This is a genomic window from Williamsia sp. SKLECPSW1 (assembly GCF_054332755.1).
Genome location: NZ_JBTGLI010000001.1, coordinates 1,135,854 through 1,156,915, shown reverse-complemented (window position 1 = coordinate 1,156,915; position 21,062 = coordinate 1,135,854). Strand labels below are relative to the sequence as shown.

The window sequence follows — 21,062 nt, the reverse complement described above, 5'->3', positions numbered from 1 at the left end:
ACATGTGACCACCGTCTCCCACGATCCTGTGAGAAACCTGGACGCGCCCTGGGCGGTGCCGATCAGGACCGGGAGAGGGCTGCCCGCGTGATGAGGTCGAGGACGGTGGGGAACGCCGCGGATCCCGGCGTCACCAGTGCGGCATGGGACTGGCCGGGCAGCAGTCGGAGGGCCACCCGGCCGCCCGCGCGTCGTACCGCGTCGACGTAGGTCGTCGACTGCGCGGGGGAGACGACGGTGTCGGCGGTGCCGTGCACCACCAGCACCGGCATCGTCGGGTCGATGTTCTCGATCGGGTCGACGGTGCGGTAGCGGCCGGGGACCTGCGCGGGGGTCCCGCCGAGGATCCGCACGACGCGACTGTCCCCGCGCTCGGCGGCCAGTCGCATGTTCAGCGGACCGGCCAGCGACACGATGCGGTTCGGCAGCCACAGCGGTTCCGACCCGACCTGGAGGGAGCGGAGCCGCCCTCGTGTGCCCACCCACACCGCGAGCTGCGCGCCGGCCGAGTGCCCGACCACCACCGACGACGACACGTCGATGGCGGGGTTCTCGCGGTCCAGGGTCGGCACGAAGTCGGTGGCGGCGGCGACGTCGGTGAACGTCGTCGGCCACCCGCCGCCGGATCCGAGGCGGCGGTACTCGATGTTGAAGACGGCGAGGCCACGGACGGCCAGTGCGCGGGCCAGCGGGTCGAACGTCGCGGCGCTGTACCGCGACGTCCACCCGCCGCCGTGGATCAGGACCACGAGCGGCAGGGAGTCCCGCCGGTGTGCACCCGCGGGGAGATAGAGGTCGCCGTAGTTCTGACGCGGGTCGGGTGGGGGCGGCATGTCCACTGCCGGTCGGGGGATGGTGGCGCCACCACCGGCGACAGGCGCGGCCAGGTAGTCGTAGCGATGGACCGTGACCGCCGGTGCCGGCCGTGACGGGGCGGCGATCCCGGTCTCGGCGGCGGGCTGCGACGGCGGGTCGTCGCGCCGGACCACGACGACGATCGCGGCGAGACAGATGACGATCACGACGGCGAGGGCGCCGATCACAGGCCCACGACGACCCCGCCGGAGTGCCGGCCGGTGCGGGACCGGGCTGTCGGGGACCGAGCTGGACGTGCGGGGGACGCGTCGCATCGGCGCCGACATTACGCGCGGCGCAGGAGTGCCGCCGGGTCGCCGGGCCGGGCCGAGCGGCCCGGGAACAATCCGGCGGACCGGCCCGTTGGACCCTCTGAAACCTGAGTGAGATCGACTCAAGTGGTTTGACGGCCGATCCGGTCGCGAGTATTACTTGAGTCGTCCACGCTGAGGTTCACACGACCATCGCACACAGGGTCGTCGAGGACTGACTCGGCGACACGCAACACAGGAGGCAACAGGAATGGCACGTGCTGTCGGTATCGACCTCGGCACCACGAACTCGGTGGTGTCCGTGCTCGAGGGCGGCGACCCCACGGTGATCGCCAACGCCGAGGGTTCGCGGACCACCCCGTCGGTGGTGGCGTTCGCCCGCAACGGCGAGGTTCTCGTCGGGCAGCCGGCGAAGAACCAGGCGGTCACCAACGTCGACCGCACCATCCGGTCCGTCAAGCGCCACATGGGCGAGAGCGACTGGACCACCTCGATCGACGACAAGAAGTACACCCCGCAGGAGATCAGTGCGCGCACGCTGATGAAGCTGAAGCGCGACGCGGAGGCGTACCTGGGTGACGAGGTGACCGAGGCGGTCATCACGGTCCCCGCGTACTTCAACGACTCGCAGCGTCAGGCGACCAAGGAGGCCGGCCAGATCGCGGGTCTGGACGTGCTGCGCATCGTCAACGAGCCGACCGCGGCCGCGCTGGCCTACGGGCTCGACAAGGGCGAGAAGGAACAGACCATCCTCGTCTTCGACCTCGGTGGCGGCACGTTCGACGTGTCCCTCCTCGAGATCGGCGACGGTGTCGTCGAGGTCCGCGCGACCTCCGGTGACAACAACCTCGGTGGTGACGACTGGGACCAGCGGATCGTCGACTGGCTCGTCGAGAAGTTCAAGGCGCAGAACGGCATCGACCTGACCAAGGACAAGATGGCGCTGCAGCGTCTGCGGGAGGCCGCGGAGAAGGCGAAGATCGAGCTGTCCAGCGGACAGAGCACCTCGATCAACCTGCCGTACATCACCGTCGACGCGGAGAAGAACCCGCTCTTCCTCGACGAGCAGCTCTCGCGCAGCGAGTTCCAGAAGATCACGTCGGATCTGCTCGAGCGCACCCGTGCGCCGTTCCAGGCGGTCATCAAGGACGCCGGCATCTCCGTCGGCGACATCGACCACGTGGTCCTCGTCGGTGGCTCGACCCGCATGCCGGCCGTCTCCGACCTGGTGAAGGAGCTGACCGGTGGTCGCGAGCCCAACAAGGGCGTGAACCCGGACGAGGTCGTCGCCGTCGGCGCGGCCCTGCAGGCCGGTGTGCTGCGCGGCGAGGTCAAGGACGTGCTCCTGCTCGACGTGACCCCGCTGAGCCTGGGCATCGAGACCAAGGGCGGCGTGATGCACAAGCTGATCGAGCGCAACACCACGATCCCGACCAAGCGCAGCGAGACCTACACCACGGCCGAGGACAACCAGCCGTCGGTGCAGATCCAGGTCTATCAGGGTGAGCGCGAGATCGCCTCGCACAACAAGCTGCTCGGTTCGTTCGAGCTGGCCGGCATCGCCCCTGCGCCGCAGGGTGTCCCGCAGATCGAGGTGACGTTCGACATCGACGCCAACGGCATCGTGCACGTCACCGCGAAGGACAAGGGCACCGGCAAGGAGAACACCATCCGCATCCAGGACGGTTCCGGCCTGAGCAAGGACGAGATCGACCGGATGGTCAAGGACGCCGAGGCCCACGCCGACGAGGACCGCAAGCGCCGTGAGGAGGCCGAGACCCGCAACCAGGCGGAGTCGCTGGTCAACCAGACGGAGAAGTTCCTCAAGGAGAACGAGGACAAGGTCCCGGCGGAGGCGAAGGAGAAGGTGGAGTCCGCCATCTCCGAGGCGAACGAGGCGCTCAAGGGCACCGACCTCGCCGCCATCAAGTCGGCGGTCGAGAAGCTGTCGACCGAGTCGCAGGCCCTGGGGCAGGCCATCTACGCCAACGCCTCGGCGGATGCCGGTGCGGCGCAGGACGGCCCGAGCGCCGGCGGTGCCGACGACGTCGTCGACGCGGAGGTCGTCGACGAGGCCGACGACTCCGGTGAGAAGAAGTGACGGCACAGGAACCGGGCACGCCCGAGGAGCCGGTGACCGTGACCGATCGGCGCCGCATCGACCCCGAGACGGGGGAGGTGCGGGCCGACGGGTCCGACACCGGTGACGCTCAGGCCGACCCGGGACAGGAGACCGACACCGCTGACGGTGACGTGACCGTCGACCCGGACGGCCCGGCCGTCGAGGAGGCGGATCCCGCTGCCGCGCAGTCGGAGAAGGAGGCCGAGTTGTTGGCCGACCTGCAGCGACTGCAGGCCGAGTACGCCAACTACCGGCGTCGTGCCGAGCGTGAGCGGCAGGGCGCCGTCGAGTCGGGCAAGGCGACGTTGATGAACGCGCTGCTGCCCGTCCTCGACGACCTCGACCGCGCGCGTGCGCACGGCGATCTCGACTCCGGTCCGCTCAAGGGCGTGGCCGACAAGATCGCCGACACCCTGACGAGCCAGGGCCTCACGGCCTTCGGCGCCGAGGGGGATGCGTTCGACCCGGCGCTGCACGAGGCCGTCCAGCACGACGGCGACGGGGCCGAGCCGGTCATCGGGCAGGTGTACCGCCAGGGCTACCGCCTCGGCGAGCGACTGCTGCGGACCGCCATGGTCACCGTCACCGACTCGGGCGCCGACGCGTCCTGACACGAGACGGCGTCGACCCCGTGACGGCTCTCCGCCTGCGACACTTGCGGAGACCGGCACGGGGTCGTCCCCGTCGACAACCACAGACATCGATGAACACAGACAGGAGGTGACGCCCGATGGCCCCCCAACGGGAATGGTTGGAACAGGACTTCTACAAGGATCTGGGCGTCGCTTCGGACGCCTCGGCGGACGAGATCAAGAAGGCCTACCGCAAACTCGCGCGTGAGCTCCACCCCGACGCCAACCCGGGTGACGCAGCTGCCGAGGCACGGTTCAAGCGCGTCTCGGAGGCGCACAGCGTCCTCGGCGACCCGGCGAAGCGCAAGGAGTACGACGAGACCCGGCAGGCGTTCGCGGGCGGCGCGTTCCGCGGAAACGGCGGAGCGAACGGTTTCCCCGGCGGCTACACCCGCACGACCGATTTCGGCGGTGGCGGGTTCGACGTCAGCGACCTCTTCGGCGGCGGCGGTGGTGCCGGTGGCGCGGACATCGGAGACCTCTTCGGCGGCCTGTTCAACCGCGCGCCCCGCACGTCGTCGCGCCCGAAGCGCGGCAACGACCTCGAGGCGGAGACGACGCTCGGATTCCGCGACGCCGCACGCGGCACCACGGTGTCGTTGTCGCTGACGTCCCCGTCACCGTGCACCACCTGCCACGGCAGCGGCGCCAAGCCCGGCACCAGTCCGCGGGTCTGCCCGACGTGCAACGGCGCCGGCGTGGTGAGTCGCAACCAGGGCCATTTCGGGTTCAGCGAACCCTGTTCGGACTGCCAGGGGACCGGCTCGAAGATCGACGAGGCCTGCCCCGACTGCGCCGGCAACGGCGTGACCGTCCGCACCCGCACCATCAACGTGCGGATCCCGGTCGGTGTGGAGGACGGGCAACGCATCCGGCTGGCCGGCCAGGGTGAGGCCGGCCTGCGCGGCGCGCCGTCGGGTGACCTCTACGTCACCGTGCACGTCGGTCAGGACAAGGTGTTCACGAGGTCCGGCAACGACCTGAAGGTCGAGCTGCCCGTCAGTTTCGGCGAGATCATGCTCGGCGCGACGGTCTCGGTGCCCACGCTGGACGGCACCGTCGGTCTCAAGATCCCACCGAACACCGCCGACGGGCGGACGTTGCGGGTCCGCGGCCGCGGTGTGCCCAAGCGATCGGGTGGCGCCGGTGACCTCCTCGTCACCGTCAAGGTGGCCGTGCCGAGTTCGTTGGGACCCGACGCGCTCGCGAAGCTCCGTGAGTACGCCGACGCCGAACGTGCGGACGGGTTCCGCCCCCGCGAGGGATGGGGTGACCAGTGATGCCCGGCAACCGTCGTGACACCCCGCCGGACGGCGCGACGTTCATGATCTCGGTGGCGGCCGAGCTGGCCGGCATGCACGCCCAGACGCTGCGGACCTACGACCGGCTCGGGCTGGTCCGTCCACAACGGGCTGCAGGCGGAGGCCGTCGCTACTCGCAGCGCGACGTCGAACTGCTCCGCGAGGTGCAACGTCTCTCGCAGGACGAGGGCGTCAACCTCGAGGGCATCAAACGCATCATCGACCTGACCAACCACGTCGACGCGCTGTCCGCGCGCGTCCGCGAGCTCGAGGCCGAGCTCGCCGCCGCGCGTGCCGACACCCGTCGCCGACACAGCGGTGAGCTGGTGCCGGTGCCCCGGACCAGCGCACTGGTCGTGTGGCAGCCCCGCCGCAAGCGCGCGGACCCGTAGCCTGCAGTCAACGATCGCGAATTCGCCACGCGCAGCACCATTGTGGTGATCCCGCGCACGACCGGCTGATATCTTTCCGCGCGGTGGTCACGGCGACCACCGGGTCGGGGGTGCGGGATGACGGTCGTCGGGCGTGCTGCAGGTGGGGCGGCGGTCGCCGTCGGGGTGACGTCGGCGGCGCTCGTCGCGGCGATCCCCGCCGTTCCGGTCGCCGCGGCGGCCCCCTACACCGTGCTCGCCCACTGCACCGCGGGCAGTGGGACGGTGACCGCCTCGGTCGACTGCCGCGACGCGGACACGCCCCTGGTCGCCGATGCTCTCGCCGCGGCCGCGCCGCAGATCGTGTCGCTACTCGGGTCGATCGGTGTGCAGCCCACCAGCACCGCCGCGGTCATCCTCGGAGACGGCACGGCGCGCATCCACGGAACGGGACTCGCTGTCGGCGTGCAGACGGGTTCCGCCGGGCTGCTGGGGATCCCGGGTGGATCCGCGGACGCGAACGCCGTCACCCCGCTGTCGGGCGCCGTCGCCGGCGCGTTTCTCCGGGGGTCTGCCCACGCCACGGCGGTGTCGGGTGTGTCGGTGGCGCTCAGCGGTTCCGGTACCGCGACCGCCGTCGCCGTCGGCGGATCGGCCACCGCGCTCGATGCTCTGGGAGCCAGAGCCGTCCGATGTGTCGCGCTCTACGCCTCGGCCTCGGCCGACGGGGTCGGGTCGTGCACCTCGGTCCTCGTGGTGTTCACGGCGGAGAACACCGCCGGATCACCGGTGTGGACCTACGCACTGGTGGACCCGACGTCGTTCCGCGTCACCACCATCGGCGTGGTCCCCGTCCCCGAGTTCACCCGCGACCTGGTGCGCGTGTCGGTGGGCGGGCCTTCCGGGGTGACATTCGGGTCCGACGTGATCCCGGGTGGCCCGGTCACCATCCCGACCGCGGTCCCGACCACGGTGTCCTCGCGTGCCGTGTCGTCGCCTGCCGTGTCCGCGCCCGCGGTGACGGTGTCTGCCCGAACAGCTCTGGCGAAGGAGCCCGCTCCGGCGGATGCCGCGCCGACACTCCCCGACGCGACGATCACGCCCACCGCGGTGGCGTCGCATCGATCCACCGAGCGCTCGTTCCCGACGACGACTCCGGCGGCGACACAGCCGATCTCGTCACCTCCCGCCTCCACCGACCCGGTCGCGGTCGCGGTCGGGACGACGAGCCCGGGGACGACGACCGCTGGGACGACGACCGCTGGGACGACGACCTCGGGCACGACGGCCGGCAGGCACGCGAAGGACGACAGCGACACCAGCGCCGGGTTCAGCGTGCGGTCACACGATCGGGTGAGCCCGGCGTCCGGATCTCAGTCCGTCGACGAGCCGTAACCCGCCGCGCGCAGCACCGACAACAGTTCCGACCGCGACTGGGCGCCGAGGCGTCGACGGATCCGCGCGACGTGGTGCTCGACCGTCTTCGCCGAGATGTACAGCGCTGCACCGATCTCCCGGTAGGTCTCGCCGAGGACGAGACGCTCGGCGACCTCGGCCTCCCGCTCCGACAACGCCGACGCGCCGCCCTGCGTGGCGTCGCCCGCCGGCCCTGCCGTCCCGATGGTGCGTGCGGTCTGCAGCAGTGCGGTCGCGGCCCGGGTGTCGCCGATGCGCATCGCACCCTCCGCGGCCAACCGGGCCCCGTCGAACGCATGTCCCCACGCCTGTAGTTCCGTGGCGGCGCGGTGGATGTCGGACTCCGACAGGGGCGCGTCGGCCACCTCGTCCCCCTGCAACACGCGCAGCCAGACGCGTCCGGCGCGAGCGAGGGCAGCCGCGTACGGGGTGGAGTCGGCTGCGGCCCCGAGTGCCCGCGCATGGGGGACCAGAGCCGCGGGTTGGTCGGAGAGGATCGCGGCCTGCACGCCGTACCAGTGCCAGGTCGTCGCCCACACCGGTGGGTCGCCGAGATCGGCGAGCAGGCGGCCGGCGCCCTCGACGAGATGCCCGATGCGCCCGGTGTCCCCGAGTCGCACCGCGGCCAGCCACAACTCACCCAACGGCAGCAGCGAGAAGAGGTCGACCTCGGCCTCGGCGACCGTCGTCTGCGCGGCACGCCAGGCCGCACCGAGGGTGCCGGGATCACCGCGCCGACGGGCGACAGCAGCGCTGAGGGCATGGGCGAGGAGCAGATCGCGATGATGCAGCGGCGCGACGCCCCCGACGATCTCCGCGGTCTCGGTCAGATCGCCCGCCGCGAGCGCGATCCACGCCTCGAGCAGGCGCAGGCGGACCGACGGGGTCGGCTGGTCGATGCCGGCGCGGTCGACCACGGCGCGCGCACCGCCGAGATCCCCACTGTGCAGGTGCAGCAGCACCGCCAGGTCGGCGGCGTCCTCCACCGGGATCCCGACGTCGGTGCGCAGCGACATCGACCGCAACACCGACCCGACCGCCGCCGCTGCGGGGGAGTCCAGCGACTCGAGAACCCCCTCGGCGAGCAGGGCGTCGGCCGCGTTGTCGGTGGTGGGTGGCGCCGAGCGCGCGACGGTGGCGAAGTCCGTGGCGGCGGCTCGGTCCCCGGCACCGAGCAGTGCGACGACACCCGCGGCGGCCTGGGTCCCGGCGCGGTCGGCGCCGAGCCAGCGGAAGAGCTGTGCCGCACGGGAGTACGTTCCGCGACGCGCCGCGACCGCCGCTCCGACACGCACACCGAGCGCGACGACGTCGTCGTCGGTGGAGGCGAGGGAGTCGTCGGCGACCCGGGTCGCGACGGTGAGGTCGCCGGTCTCGAGGGCGGCGCGGGCGAGTTCGGGGTCCACCACCGCGTGATCGGCACCTGCGGCGCGCGCTGCCGACCACACGGTCATACGACGATGCCCGGTCGCGTCGCGCGCGGCGTCGACGAGGAGTGTGGCCAGACCGGGATCGGCGATGCCGGACTGCGCGGCCGCGATCGCGCCGTCGACGGTGAGAGTGTTGTGCGCCAGCCGGATCCGGACGACCGCCTCGCGGACCGCGGTGATCTGGTGTGCGCCGACCACCGCCGAGAGGGGGGAGACCGCGGCGGCGAGGAACCCGTCGGAGTCGCCCAGGAACCCCGACGCACGGGCCTCGTCGATGAGCGCGCGTGCGCGCGCGTCGTCGACCTCGCACACCGCGGACACAGTGTCGGGATCGAGGGTCGCGCCCGCGCCGGCGATCGCGAGGGTCCGCAGCACCAGACGGTCCAGGCGACGCAGGGCCTGGTGGTGGCGCGCGGCGACGGCCGCGGTCGCCAGGTCGGCGAGGACCCGCTGGTCTGTCTCCTCGGGATGGGTGGACAGTGCAGCCAGCCCGGCGTCGACGGCCGCACGGTTTCCCCCCGACGCGCGGACGACGGCGGCCGCCGCGGCGGTGAGGAGGCGACGGCGGGACCGTTCGACCACCCCGGCGACGGTGAGCGGTGCCAGGAAGACCACGCGTCCCCGTGCGGAGACCGCGGCGAGGGTGTCGTGCAGAGCGCGTCGGTGGTCGAGCGACCGGCCGCCGACGACGACCGAGATGTCCTGGCGCGACAGGAGTGTGGCGAGGTGTGCCAACGCGTCGTCGTCGAGGGTGTGGACGTCGTCGACCACCACGACGCGTCCGGGGTCGGGATCCACCGGGAGCCCGCGGACGATCCGGGCGGGGTCGTCGCCGGCCGCGGCGGCGGCGACCGCGGTGAGGACCGTGGACGTCCCCGATCCGGCCACCCCGACGACGCCGTAGGCGCACGGATGATCCGCCGACGCGGTCGCGTCGACCACCAACGACCGTGCGTCGGGCATGCCGGAGAGATCAGGCCCGGACGGACGCAGACCGGCGGTCACTGTCCGAGCAACCCGCCGACCGCGTTCCCGAGTCCGCCGACCGTGTCACGGGCACCGCCCACGATCGCGCCCGGCACATTGGTCACGCCACCGAGATTCGGCGGTGTGTAGGTGTAGGTGGGCAGGCTGGGCAGGGTCGGACGGCCGCCGGTCTCCGGCGGTGTGTAGCCGCCGCCCGAACCACCCGACGACGTGCCGCCACCGGACGACGTGCCGCCACCCGTGCTGCCGCCGCCCGAGGAGGTGCCCCCGCCCGACTGCGTCCCGCCGCCGGAGGACGAACCCCCGCCGGAGGAGGTCTGACTGCCGGACGACGTACCGCCGCCCGAACCCGACTGCGTCCCGCCGGATCCGCCCGACTGCGCGCCGCCGCCGGAGGTCCCCGCGGAGCCCGGTGTGCCGGGGTTCGTCCCGCCCGACTGCTGTTGCGGCGAGCGCTGACCCGCGCCGGACCCCGTCGAACCCTGCGATCCGGTCGGGTTCGTCGCGGATGCGGCAGGTGCGCCGGTCGAGGCGGACGGTGCGGTCGACGTCGTGGTGGGTGTGGTCGTCGAGCGTGCGGGCTCCTGGGTGAGCGCGGTGCCCAGTGACAGGCCGCCCGCGGTGAGCACCGCGATCGCGACGGCGGCACCGCCGATGATGGCCAGCCGCTTCGTCCGACCCATCGTGGTCTTCTCGACGACCGTCGTGCGCGGCGCCGGGGAGACGCGCGCCGAGCGGGCCGCGGCGAGCTCGGCGGCGGAGGCGGCGGCGTTGGCGGGCATGGCGTCGAGCGCGGCCGAGGCCGATGCGATCTCCGAGGCCAGCACCGCGGCGCCGAACGCCGAGGTGGTGACCGGGTCGGCGTCGGCGATCACCGGGACGCGCAGCGCGCCGGAGAGCACCTCGCTCACCAGCGGGATCGACGCGCCACCACCGGTCAGCACGACGGCGGAGAGGTCGCGCAGGCTGTGGTCGCTCGCCGCGACGGTCTCGCGCAGCAGCGTGAGCGAGGTGAGGATCGGTTCCCGCAGCAGGTCTTCGACCTCGTCGCGGACCAGACGGATGTCGGTGTGGACTCCGGGCAGGTCGACGCTGACGACGGTGTCCGTCTCGGAGGACAAGGCCTCCTTGGCCCGGGCGCACCGCTCGCGCAACTGCTCGAGGGCGGTCACCGTGCCGGGATCGAAGGGATCCATCGAGTCGGCGGCGTCGACCGACTCCACCACGTGTGCGAGGAGCAGCTGGTCGAACGCCGCGCCGCTGATGTCGTCGGTGTGCTGGGGGCGGCCGAGGATCTGCGACGCCTCGCCCGTCCGGACCAGGGTGATGTCGAGTGACGAGCCGCCCAGGTCGTAGACGGCGACGAGACCGGAGCCCGACGACGACTCCTCGGACGTCGCGGCGGCATGCGCGCCGTGTGCGGGGGCGGGGGCGTGGAACGGCTCGCCCCGCGTGGCCTCTGCGGCCGCGACCGCGGCGATCGCCTCGGGGACGAGGGTGAGGTCGGTCAGCCCGTGCGCGTCCGCCGCGGCCCGGAGGGCGTCGACGGTGTAGGCCTGCCATCCGTTGGGGCAGGCGACGACGACGGTGTCCGGATCGACGCCGGTCTCCGCGACCACACCGGCCAGGGCGATGGCGTAGAGGTCCTCGCCGGTGAACTGGCGGCCGTCGTCGGCGACGAGGGCCACCGGGTCGCCGACGCGGGCGGTGAACCCGGACAGCGAGGAGCCGGCCTCGGCCGACCCGCTGGTGGCGAGGGCCGGCTCTCGGCCGGGAGCGACCTCGAGCGCGGTCCGGCGGACCAGGGCGTCGTAGGTGCCCGACGGGGTGGTGCTGACGGCGACCGACGTGGTGGTCCCGACGGTGATCCCGAGTGCGGTGGGCATGGGGCGTCGCTCCTCATTGCGGATGGTGTCCATGGCGTTGTCGTCATCAAACACCCGTTCGTTACCGCACGTCACCGATGTGACGCGGAAAGGCGGGGGGATCCCCCGATCCCCTAACGACCCCCGGGGATCCCCTAATGCCCCCCATTCCCGGAGAAGGGGGATCGTCCCCGTTCACCCGGACACCCCGCCGGACCTAGCGTTCATCTCGACACCAGCGGTGCACCCCCCGGCACCCGGTGTCAGCCCCACGGAGCCCGCTCCCTGCCTCCCCCCTGCGGGGAGCGGGCCCGAACACTTGAGGAGTCCCGATGCCCACGAACGCCGTTCTCGATTTCATCCTGAACCTGCTCCGCGACGACAAGGCGGCCGCCGCTTACATGGCGGACCCGCAGTGCGCGTTGAACGACGCCGGCCTGAGCAACCTGTGCCACGCCGACATCGCGGCGGCGGCGCCGTTGGTCGCCGAGTCCGGCCTGTTCCCGGGCGGCTCGCGGCTCCCGCAGATCGTCAACGCCGGGGCGATCCCCGCGGCGGGCGGTCTCGGTGGCATCGGCGGCGGCGCGGGTGGCATCGGTGGCATCGGCGTCGGTGGCCTGGGCGGTGTCGCCGTCGGCGGGCTCGGCGGGATCAGCCTCGGCGGCTTCAGCCTCGGGGGCATCAACCTCGGTGGCTTCGGGGGCATCAACCTGGGCGGGCTCGGGGGCATCGACCTCAGCGGCATCGCGTTCCCGTCGCTGACGCTCGGCAACATCGGTCTCGGCCTGGGCGGCCTCACGCTCGGTGGCATCGCCCTCGGCGACCTCGGCGACCTCAACCTCTCCAACCTCGTCGGCCTCGGCCTGGGCAACATCGGCGTCGGTCTCGGCGACCTGGCGCTGGGGGCGCAGCTCTCCGCGGTCCTCGCCGCCGCTCTCGCCGGCGCGGTCCAGCTCGGTGGCGACATCGCCCTCGGGCTCGGCGCGGCGTTCGGTGCTTTCGTCGACGCGGTCGTCGCACTCGGCGGGAACATCGCGGCCGTCCTCGGCGTCGACGGCCTCCTGAACCTCGGGGCGACGGTCGCCGGCGTCTTCACCGGCGGCCTCGGTCTCGCCGCGGGCCTCGGTGCCCAGCTCGCCGGGACCATCAACGCCGCGGTCGACGCGGCCGGTGGCATCGGAGCGGTGATCGCCGCGAGCGGTGCCGCGACCGTCGGCGCCGCCCTCGGTGGCGCACTCGCCGTCGGTGGCTCGCTCGCCGCGAACGCGGGCGCCGCCCTGGGTGTCGCCCTCGGCGGGGTCCTCGCGACGGGTGGCGCGCTCACCGCGGACCTGGCCGCCGCACTCGCCGGGGGTCTCGGTGTCGCCGGGTCGCTGTCGACGGTCCTCGGCGGGGCACTGGGCCTCGGCGCCGACCTGACCGCCGGTGTGGTCGCCAACCTCTCGACGGCGCTCGGTGCGGCGCTCGGTGTGACCGGCGGCCTCGCCGGGACGCTGACCGGGTTGCTCGACGCCTCCGTCATCGCCGGGCTCGCCGGCGACCTGACCGCCACCCTCCAGACCGCCCTCGGCGGTGTGCTGACCGCCGGCGGGGCCCTGGGCGCCGACCTCGGTCTGGCCCTCGGCGCCACGCTCGGTGCCGTCGCCGGGCTCGGTGGCGCGCTCGACCTCGCCGGTGTGCTCGGGGCGGGCGGTGCGCTCTCGGCCGCCCTCACCGGTGCACTCGGACTCGGCGGCGGCGTCACCGCCGCTCTCGCCGGTGCCCTGGACGCCGCGCTCTCGGCGGCCGGCGGGATCGATCTCGCTGCCGTCCTCGCCGGCGGCGGCGATCTCGGCCTGGCCCTCGGCACCGCACTCTCGGGTGTCCTCGCGGCCGGCGGTGCCGTCGCGGGCAACCTCGGCCTCGCTCTCGGCAGCGTCCTCGGCGTCGCGCTCGGCGGAGGCATCGGCCTCACCGGCGCACTCGGGGCGCAGCTCGCCGGTCTGCTCGCCGGTGGCGCCGGTCTGGGTGCCGCCCTCGGCACCGTGCTCGGGGGCGCGTTGGATCTCGGTGCGGGCGCCGCGCTGCTCGGCACCGTCACCGGCGACCTCTCCGCTCAGCTGGGCGGTTCGCTCGCCGCGGTGCTCTCCGCCGGTGGTGTCCTGCCGGCCACGATCTCTGCGGTCCTCGACTCGACGCTCTCGGCTCAGCTGTCCACCGCGCTCGGTGGTGTCCTCGCCGCCGGCGGTGTCATCGGTGCCGACCTCGGTGCCGCGCTCGGCGGGACGTTGACCGCGCTCGTCGGCGTCGGCGGCGGACTGACCGCCATCCTCGACCCGTCGCTCGCCCTGGGACTGGGCGGGAGCCTCGCCGCCGCTCTCGGTGGCGCACTCGGACTGGACGGCTCGATCGTCGGTCAGCTCGGCGCGGCGCTGGACACCGCACTCGGTGGCGGCCTCGATCTCGCGGGCGTCCTCGCGGGGTCGGCCGATCTCGGCGCGGTCCTGGCCGCGACGCTGGGTGCGGGCGGCACGGTGGCCGCCGGTCTCGGCGCCTCGCTCGGGACGGCATTGGGGGCCGCCCTGAACGGCGCACTGGGCGCTCAGCTCGCCGGACTGCTCTCCGGCGGGCTGGGGCTGCAGGCCGCGCTCTCGACCGTGTTCGACGGTGCGCTCGGACTGGGTGCCGCCACCGGCCTGGCCGCCGATCTCGGCGGCGCCCTCACCGCGGCGCTCGGCGCGGGTGGTGTGCTCGGCGCCGACCTCGGTGCCCTGCTGAACGGTGGTCTCGCCGGCCAGCTGTCCACCGCGCTCGGCGCGACGCTCGCGGGCGGCGGATCGCTCGCCGCGGGCCTCGGTGCCGCGATCGCGCCGGTCCTCGGCGTCGCCGCCGGACTCGGCAGCACGGTCGTCATCGACCCGTCCCTCACCGCGAATCTCGGTGGCACGCTCGCCACCGGCCTCGGCGCCGTGCTCGGCGTCGACGGCACCGCGATCGGCGCCCTCGGCGCCTCACTGAACTCGCTGCTCGCCGGCAGTCTGGACCCCACGACCCTGCTGTCGGCGAGCAGCGACCTCACGGCCGTCCTCTCGGGCGCCCTCGGTGCGGGCGGCTCTCTCGCCGCCGGTGTCGGCGCGTCCCTCGGGACAGTTCTCGGCACGGCACTGTCCGGGTCACTCGGCACCCAGCTGGCGGGCGTGCTCGCCGGCGGTGCCGACCTCTCCACCGCGCTCACCGGTGTCCTCGGAGCCGCAGCCGGACTCGGTGGCGGACTGGGACTCGACGGGGCCCTCGGTCTCGCCGGCGACCTGGGCGCCGGCCTCGGGCTCGGTGGCGCTCTCGGCGTCCCGGACATCGGGGCCGCCCTGACCGGTGCCCTCGCCGCCGGTGGTCTCGGTGCCGCCGACTTCGGGGCCGCCCTCGGCGGTGTCCTCGGCGCCGGCGCCGGTCTGCAGACCACGCTCGCGGCCGCGCTCGGCTCGTCGCTCGCGGCCGGTGGAGACGTCGCCGGACAACTCGGTGCCGCCCTCGGTGGTGTCGCCTCCGGTGGGCTCGACCTCGGTGGCGCGCTCGGTGTCGGCGGTGCACTCGACCCGCTGGCGGTCGGCGGTGCCATCGCCTCCGGACTGACCGGTGCGCTGGACGTCGACCCCGCGCTGACCGCGCAGCTCGGCACCGCTCTCGGTGGTGCACTGGCGCTCGACCCCGGCGCGATCGGCGGCACGGCCGACCTCGGTGGAGCCCTGTCCACCGCGCTCTCGGCGGGCGGCCCCCTGGCGGGCGCCGTCGGTGCCGGCCTGGGTGCGGTGCTCGGCGGTGCGATCGCGGCCGACGGCGGTGCCCAGCTCATCTCGCAGCTCGGTGCAGGTGCCGGTCTCGGCGCCGCGCTGGCAGGCTCGGTGACCAACGCGCTCGCCCTGAACGGACAGCTCGGCGCGCAGCTCTCCGGCGCCCTCTCCGGTGCGATCTCCGGTGCCCCGGTGCTCGGCCTGCCCGATCTCGGCGGCCTGCCGAACGTCGGACTCCCGGACCTCGGCTCGCTGCCCGGTGGCGGTCTGCCCGGGATCGGCCTGCCCGACCTGCCGGCCCCGACCCTCCCCACCCCGGGTGTCCCCGACCTCGGTGGCGCACTGGGCGGTCTGATCGGCGGCCTGTCGCCGGAGTTGCCGTCGGGTCCCGACATCGTCGGTCCGATCATCAACGGCCCGAACATCATCGGCCCGGTGCTGAACGGCCCGGACATCGTCGGCCCGATCTTCCACGGTCCCGACATCGTGGGCCCCGTCTTCAACGGTCCCGACATCGTCGGTCCGGTGTTCAACGGCCCGGACATCGTCGGTCCGGTGTTCAACGGCCCCGACGTCGTCGGCCCGATCTTCCACGGCCCCGACCTCGTCGGACCCATCGTGAACGGCCCGAACATCATCGGACCGTCCGGCAGCGGACCCGACATCGTCGGTCCCTCGGGATCCGGGCCGCACATCGTCGGCCCGTCGGGATCGGGCCCGAACATCATCGGTCCCTCGGGATCCGGTCCGGACCTGATCGGTCCGTCCGGCTCCGGCCCGCACCTGGTCGGCCCGTCGGCCAGCGCGTCGGACCCGTCGGTCGCGCAGCACAGCACGGCCTTCCCGGACACGTCCGCGTCGCACTCCACCGGATCGGGATGGTCGGGACTGAACCCCGACAGCACCTTCGGCAGCACGACGGACCACTCGGACCTCTCGAGCGGCCTGCACAACGGGCTGACGAGCGGTCTGCAGGGTGGCCTGGGCGACCTCACGGGCGGTCTGTCCGATCTGGGCGGTGGCCACACCGACCCGTCGGCCGGCACGCACCACACCGACATCGGCCACGGCTGATCCCGCCGCCGGGCCCCTTCCCGGGCCCGGCGCCACAGAGCCGGTCACGGCCGAAGAGACGGTTGCCCCGAACTGCCGTCTCGAGGCCCTGTGACGGCATCGGCCCCGTACGCTGAGCGTGCGGGGCCGGTGTGGTTCCGGTGCCGCCCCAGCCGCCACCCGACGTCGTCGGAGCATCGCGCCGACTCGAGACAGGACCCCGCCGCGCCCACCATGCAGCCCACGCCTCCGCCCCACGGATCGTCCGCCCCACCGACCCCCACGGCCGGGGGTGCCGCCACATCGGGGCAGATGCCGGGTCAGCAGATGCAGGCGGCCGACCAGTCGTCGAGCCGCCAGCTGGAAGAACTTTTGCGGCAGATGTCCACCGTCGCCGCCGGTCTCGATCGCGAGGATCTCGTCGCCCGTCTCGACGGTGCCCGTACACGCATCATCGACCCGCGTCTGCGGATCGTCGTGGTCGGTCAGCTCAAGCAGGGCAAGAGCCAGTTCGTGAACTCCCTCCTCGACATGGAGGTCTGCTCGGTCGGCGACGACGAGACCACCGCCGTGCCCACCCTCGTGCAGCACGCGACGACGGCGTCGGCGCACCTCGTCCTCGACGAGCCCGGCGGTGAACCCGTCCGCGTCGAGATCCCGGTCGACGCCATCCGCGGCATCACCCCCGACACCCCGTACGCGGAGGGGCGTCCCGTGGTGCGTCTCGAGGTGTCGGCGCCCAACCCGCTGCTCGCCGACGGTCTCGTCCTCGTCGACACACCCGGGGTCGGCGGGCACGGCAACCCGCACGCGGCGTCGACCCTGGGTCTCATCCCGTCCGCCGACGCGGTGCTGATGGTGTCCGACGCGAGCCAGGAGTTCACCGAACCGGAGGTGCAGTTCCTCAAGCAGGTCACGTCGTTGTGCCCGACGGTGGCGTGCCTGGTGTCGAAGACGGATCTCTATCCCCACTGGCGCCGCATCGTCGACGCCGACCGCGCCCACCTGCAGCGCGAGGGCATCGACGTGCCGTTGCTGCCGATCAGCTCCCTGCTGCGCAGCCACGCCATCCGTCGCAACGACGCCGGCCTGATGGCCGAGTCGGGGTTCACCGACCTCTACGCGTTCCTGCGCGATCGCGTCGTCGCGCACGCCGAGCAGACCACCCGCGCATCCGTCGCACTCGACCTGCGGTCGGTGTCCGAACACCTCGCGCTCACCCTGGGCAGCGAACTCGCGGCGCTGCGCGACCCCGAGACGGCCGCGGTTGCGCTGGAGGGTCTGCGCCGGGCGCAGACCGCGGCCGAGGAGATGCAGCAGAAGTCCTCACGCTGGCAGCAGACCCTGTCCGACGGCATCGCCGACCTCGCCGGCGACGTGGACCACGATCTGCGGGACCGCCTGCGCGCGGTCACCCGCGAGGCCGAGAAGGCCGTCGACGAGGGCGACCCCGGCAAGGACTGGCCGCAGCTCTCGGAGTGGTTGGCCGACCAGATCGCGACCGCCGTCGGCGACAACTTCGTGTGGGCGCACGAGCAGGCCATCTGGTTGGCCGGCCGCGTCGCCGACCACTTCGCGGAGACGGCGAAGACCCACCTGCCCGATCTCGACATCGCCGACATCGACGGCGTCTTCGACCCGGTCACCGAACTGGCCGACCTCGAATCCGGTCGTCTCGGCATCGGACAGAAGGCGCTCATCGGTCTGCGCGGGTCCTACGGCGGTGTCCTCATGTTCGGTCTCATCACCACCCTGATGGGGTTGGCGTTGATCAACCCGATCTCCGTCGGCGCGGGTGTGCTGCTCGGGTCGAAGGCGTACCGCGACGACAAGGGCGCCCGCGTCGACCAGCGCCGGATCAAGGCCAAACAGGCCATCCACGCGTTCACCGACGACGTCAGCTTCCAGGTGGGCAAGGAGTCGCGCGACCGACTGCGGCATGTGCAGCGGGCACTGCGTGATCACTTCGTCGACGTCGCCGACCAGGCAGCCCGGTCGGTGTCGGAGTCGCTGCGAGCCGCCCAGGAGGCCGCGACGTCGGAGCACTCGCTGCGTGCGGCCCGCACCACCGAACTCGAACAGCAGCTGCGGGCGGTCGCCGCGCTGCGCACCGTCTCCGATCGCCTCGAGCTGGCCGCCGGACCGGTCCGCCCGGCGGTCGCGCAGGCGACGCCCACCCCGTCCGCCGCGACACCCGCGACGGGCCGGTCGGGTCGGCACGGCGCCGATCCGTCACCATGGCAGGCGTGAGGACGCTCGACCGCGCGCGGACGCTGATCGATGCGGCACTGCAGGCGCACGCCGACGACCCGACCACCTACGGCCGGTTGCTGGAGTGTTCCCGGCGCCTCGACGAGCCGCTGCGCATCGCCCTCGCGGGATCGTTGAAGGCGGGGAAGTCGACGCTGCTCAACGCGATCGTCGGGCAGGACATCGCCCCGACCGACGCGACGGAGTGCACCCGCGTGGTCACCTGGTACCGGCAGGGCCCCACCCCGTCGGTGACCGCCACCTACGACGAGAACCGCTCGACGTCCATCCCGGTTCTTCGTCCCGGTGGACGTCTGACCTTCGACTTCGGCACGCTCACATCCGATCGGGTGTCCCGTCTCGACGTCACCTGGCCGGCGTCGGCGCTGCGCACCACGACGATCATCGACACCCCCGGCACCGCGTCGCTGTCGCGGGAGGTGTCGGCGCAGACCGTCGACATGCTGACCCCCGAGGACGCGGAGTCCGGTGCTGATGCGGTCGTGTACCTGCTGCGCACGCTGTCCGCTGCCGACACCTCGATGCTGTCACGCATCAACGAGTCCATCGGCCGCGAGTCGGGACCCCTCGGTGTGGTCGGGGTGGTGTCCCGCGCCGACGAGATCGGTGCCGGCCGGATGGACGCGATGATGTCCGCGCGCGACGTGGCGGCCCGCTTCGCCGGGGAACTGGAACGGACCGGGCTGTGTCAGGCCGTCGTCCCCGTCGCCGGGCTCGTCGCCCTCGCGGCCCGCACCATGCGCGAGGTGGAGTACCGGGCCCTGGTCGCACTGGCCGGCGTCGCGCCCGAGGACCTCGATCTGGCGATGCTCTCCGTCGACCGCTTCGCCTCGGCGACGACGCAGCTACCGATCTCGCCGGCCGAGCGGTCTGGACTGCTCGATCGGTTCGGCATGTTCGGGATTCGTCTGGCGGTCACCCTGATCCGACTCGGAACACCTGATTCCCCCACGCTGGCAGCAGAACTCATCGATCGCAGTGGCCTCGACGAGTTGCGGTCTGTGATCGACGTGCAGTTCGGGCAGCGCGCCGAGCAGTTGAAGAGCCATTCCGCTCTCGTCGCGGTCGGGCGGATCCTGTCCGACAGTCGCGCCTCCGGAGCCGACGATCTCCGACACGACGCGGCGCGGATGCTGGCCGACGTCCACGGTTTCGCCGAGCTTCGTCTCCTCGGCCGACTGCGGTCGGGTCGTATCCATCTCCCCGAGGAGCACCTCGGAGACCTCACGCAGATCGTCGGCGGAATGGGCACCGATCCGGCCATCCGCCTCGGGCTCGCCGCCGAGAGCGACGAGGACGCCGTCCGCGCGGCCGCACTCGAGGCGGTCCGGATGTGGCGCGCCCGTGCGCGACACCCGCTCCTCGACCGGCCGACGGCACTCGCCTGCGAGGCTGCAGCCCGCAGCGCCGAGGGTGTTCTCGCCGGTCTGGCGCGCTAGGTCCGGACAGACCTCCGACGCCGACGAAACTCTGCAGTCAGCCGCCCGGCATGGACGTATCGTCCACGCCGACCTGGTGGGTGCAGAGTTTCGTCGCACCATGCTGCCGTCGGGATGACACGGCCGGCCGGTGACGTCGCCGGGCGACGACAGGGGCGAGATGGTGAATCGCGGAGTTCATCAGGCGGTTCACCGTTCGAAGCGAAGTCCCTGCGGAGGCACTTCGTACACCAGGAACTCGCCAGGGGTGTCGGTGACGACGGCGGCGAAGTAGATGGGGGCGCCGTCCACTGTTGCCACGCAGCCGGCGACGAAGCCGGGAGCGTCGGGTATCCACGGGATGATGGTCTGTGCATCCGTGACGCGCTCGGCACCGTACGTCGCTGCAGCAGAGTCCATCACGGCTCGCGACATGGAGTGGGTGTCGGCGCCGGGGTCGTCCGGTTCGTGGTCGGAGAGTGAGACCTCCGGGGAGTCGTAACCGGTGTGGATCACCACCGGTTCGAGTGGCGTAGGTGGCGGTGCGGCGTCGTGGGTGCCCTCAGGTAGCCAGTCGATGCGGCCGTCGACGACGCGCGGCTCCCAACCGTCGACGCTGGTCCTGTTCTCGATGCGCTGTCTCAGGTCGACCAGCATGGCGGTGATCGACTCCCAGGTGGGTTCGCCGTCGTCCGCTTCGTACTTGTCGTAGCTGCGGATGCACCCGTGTCGCGGTCCGGGACGGAGGTCGCAGAAGTAGAGGTAGCCGTCGCTTCCGCTCACCGGGATGTACTGGGGAAGGAAGGCCAAGGCCGACTGGCCGGCCTCGGGATACTCGACCGGCAGCGCGTCATAACCTCCCGCGTAGAGGACGGGATCGGCATCGGCCAGGCCCTGCCAGACCTCGATCATCATCGCGCGCTCGACGAGTGCGGCCTCGACGCCGAACAGGTCCTGAGCGGGCAGTACCTGTCCCGGGAGATCCGCGCCCTCGTCGCAGCCATCGTGCAGCGAGAAGTACTCGATCAGCTCGCGCGGCCAGTCCAGCCCCGTCGACGCCTCGGCCGAGGCGACCGTGTCAGGCGGGGGAGGTGGCAGAAGCGACGCCGCGGTCCGCGGCGCCTCCTCATGAAGCAGGGCGAGGAGGTCGGTCCAGGCCTCCGAAACGGACATGTCGGAACATTAACGAAGATGTGCGATCGCTGGGCCATTCCAGCGAATCGTGATGTGACGCCGAGCGGATGGGTCACCAGTTCCACAACAAACATTGCACAATGTGTCTTGTGCGAATACGGTGTACTC

At 72.5% G+C, this 21,062-nt stretch carries 12 protein-coding genes; 8 read left to right on the top strand and 4 right to left on the bottom strand.

Going from position 1 to position 21,062, the window contains the following annotated elements:
• Positions 1–62: 62 nt before the first annotated feature.
• Positions 63–1,130 (bottom strand): alpha/beta hydrolase family protein, encoded by a 1,068-nt coding sequence (locus ACXVUM_RS05205; RefSeq protein ID WP_458520778.1) that lies wholly within the window; start codon positions 1,128–1,130, stop codon positions 63–65.
• Positions 1,131–1,377: 247 nt separating this feature from the next.
• On the opposite strand from ACXVUM_RS05205, the gene dnaK reads away from it, so the two are divergent.
• From dnaK to ACXVUM_RS05180, 5 genes are all read left to right on the top strand, one after another.
• Positions 1,378–3,228 carry a molecular chaperone DnaK gene (gene dnaK, locus ACXVUM_RS05200; protein WP_458520777.1) on the top strand — a complete coding sequence of 617 codons (1,851 nt, stop codon included), beginning with the start codon at positions 1,378–1,380 and terminating at the stop codon, positions 3,226–3,228.
• Positions 3,225–3,860: a nucleotide exchange factor GrpE gene (gene grpE / locus ACXVUM_RS05195; RefSeq protein ID WP_458520776.1), complete on the top strand. Its 636-nt coding sequence runs from the start codon at positions 3,225–3,227 to the stop codon at positions 3,858–3,860. Before dnaK ends, grpE begins: the two co-directional genes overlap by 4 nt.
• A 119-nt stretch (positions 3,861–3,979) precedes the next feature.
• On the top strand, positions 3,980–5,161 hold the full coding sequence (gene dnaJ / locus ACXVUM_RS05190) for a molecular chaperone DnaJ (protein ID WP_458520775.1): 1,182 nt from the start codon (positions 3,980–3,982) through the stop codon (positions 5,159–5,161).
• Positions 5,161–5,574: a heat shock protein transcriptional repressor HspR gene (locus ACXVUM_RS05185; protein WP_458520774.1), complete on the top strand. Its 414-nt coding sequence runs from the start codon at positions 5,161–5,163 to the stop codon at positions 5,572–5,574. Before dnaJ ends, ACXVUM_RS05185 begins: the two co-directional genes overlap by 1 nt.
• A gap of 117 nt (positions 5,575–5,691) precedes the next feature.
• A complete protein-coding gene (locus ACXVUM_RS05180; protein WP_458520773.1) occupies positions 5,692–6,948 on the top strand; it encodes a hypothetical protein in 1,257 nt (418 codons plus the stop codon).
• Here the strand turns inward: ACXVUM_RS05180 and ACXVUM_RS05175 are convergent.
• Complete coding sequence (locus tag ACXVUM_RS05175) at positions 6,927–9,362, bottom strand: LuxR C-terminal-related transcriptional regulator (protein ID WP_458520772.1); 2,436 nt, start codon at positions 9,360–9,362, stop codon at positions 6,927–6,929. The genes ACXVUM_RS05180 and ACXVUM_RS05175 overlap by 22 nt on opposite strands.
• A gap of 38 nt (positions 9,363–9,400) precedes the next feature.
• Positions 9,401–11,272 (bottom strand): Hsp70 family protein, encoded by a 1,872-nt coding sequence (locus ACXVUM_RS05170; RefSeq protein ID WP_458520771.1) that lies wholly within the window; start codon positions 11,270–11,272, stop codon positions 9,401–9,403.
• A gap of 311 nt (positions 11,273–11,583) precedes the next feature.
• Between ACXVUM_RS05170 and ACXVUM_RS05165 the strand changes: the two genes are divergently transcribed.
• The 3 genes from ACXVUM_RS05165 to ACXVUM_RS05155 all read left to right on the top strand — a co-directional run bounded on the left by ACXVUM_RS05165 (position 11,584) and on the right by ACXVUM_RS05155 (position 19,781).
• Entirely contained in the window at positions 11,584–16,092 is a 4,509-nt protein-coding gene (locus ACXVUM_RS05165; protein WP_458520770.1) for an IniB N-terminal domain-containing protein, read from the top strand.
• Between the two features lie 291 nt (positions 16,093–16,383).
• Positions 16,384–18,321, top strand: a complete 1,938-nt coding sequence (locus ACXVUM_RS05160) for a dynamin family protein (protein ID WP_458520769.1) — start codon at positions 16,384–16,386, stop codon at positions 18,319–18,321.
• Entirely contained in the window at positions 18,309–19,781 is a 1,473-nt protein-coding gene (locus tag ACXVUM_RS05155; RefSeq protein WP_458520768.1) for a dynamin family protein, read from the top strand. The genes ACXVUM_RS05160 and ACXVUM_RS05155 overlap by 13 nt, the downstream gene beginning before the upstream one ends.
• A 189-nt stretch (positions 19,782–19,970) precedes the next feature.
• Here ACXVUM_RS05155 and ACXVUM_RS05150 read toward each other — a convergent pair whose 3' ends face one another.
• The gene (locus ACXVUM_RS05150; protein ID WP_458520767.1) at positions 19,971–20,933 is read right to left on the bottom strand and encodes a hypothetical protein; all 963 of its coding nucleotides are present in this window, start codon (positions 20,931–20,933) and stop codon (positions 19,971–19,973) included.
• Positions 20,934–21,062: the final 129 nt, after the last annotated feature.

What these genes read in the sequence shown, in the direction of transcription:
- ACXVUM_RS05205 (WP_458520778.1), bottom strand. Translation starts at nt 1,130, where the DNA reads ATGCGACGCGTCCCCCGCACGTCCAGCTCGGTCCCCGACAGCCCGGTC.
- dnaK (WP_458520777.1), top strand. Translation starts at nt 1,378, where the DNA reads ATGGCACGTGCTGTCGGTATCGACCTCGGCACCACGAACTCGGTGGTG.
- dnaJ (WP_458520775.1), top strand. Translation starts at nt 3,980, where the DNA reads ATGGCCCCCCAACGGGAATGGTTGGAACAGGACTTCTACAAGGATCTG.
- ACXVUM_RS05185 (WP_458520774.1), top strand. Translation starts at nt 5,161, where the DNA reads ATGCCCGGCAACCGTCGTGACACCCCGCCGGACGGCGCGACGTTCATG.
- ACXVUM_RS05180 (WP_458520773.1), top strand. Translation starts at nt 5,692, where the DNA reads ATGACGGTCGTCGGGCGTGCTGCAGGTGGGGCGGCGGTCGCCGTCGGG.
- ACXVUM_RS05175 (WP_458520772.1), bottom strand. Translation starts at nt 9,362, where the DNA reads ATGCCCGACGCACGGTCGTTGGTGGTCGACGCGACCGCGTCGGCGGAT.
- ACXVUM_RS05170 (WP_458520771.1), bottom strand. Translation starts at nt 11,272, where the DNA reads ATGCCCACCGCACTCGGGATCACCGTCGGGACCACCACGTCGGTCGCC.
- ACXVUM_RS05165 (WP_458520770.1), top strand. Translation starts at nt 11,584, where the DNA reads ATGCCCACGAACGCCGTTCTCGATTTCATCCTGAACCTGCTCCGCGAC.
- ACXVUM_RS05160 (WP_458520769.1), top strand. Translation starts at nt 16,384, where the DNA reads ATGCCGGGTCAGCAGATGCAGGCGGCCGACCAGTCGTCGAGCCGCCAG.
- ACXVUM_RS05155 (WP_458520768.1), top strand. Translation starts at nt 18,309, where the DNA reads ATGGCAGGCGTGAGGACGCTCGACCGCGCGCGGACGCTGATCGATGCG.
- ACXVUM_RS05150 (WP_458520767.1), bottom strand. Translation starts at nt 20,933, where the DNA reads ATGTCCGTTTCGGAGGCCTGGACCGACCTCCTCGCCCTGCTTCATGAG.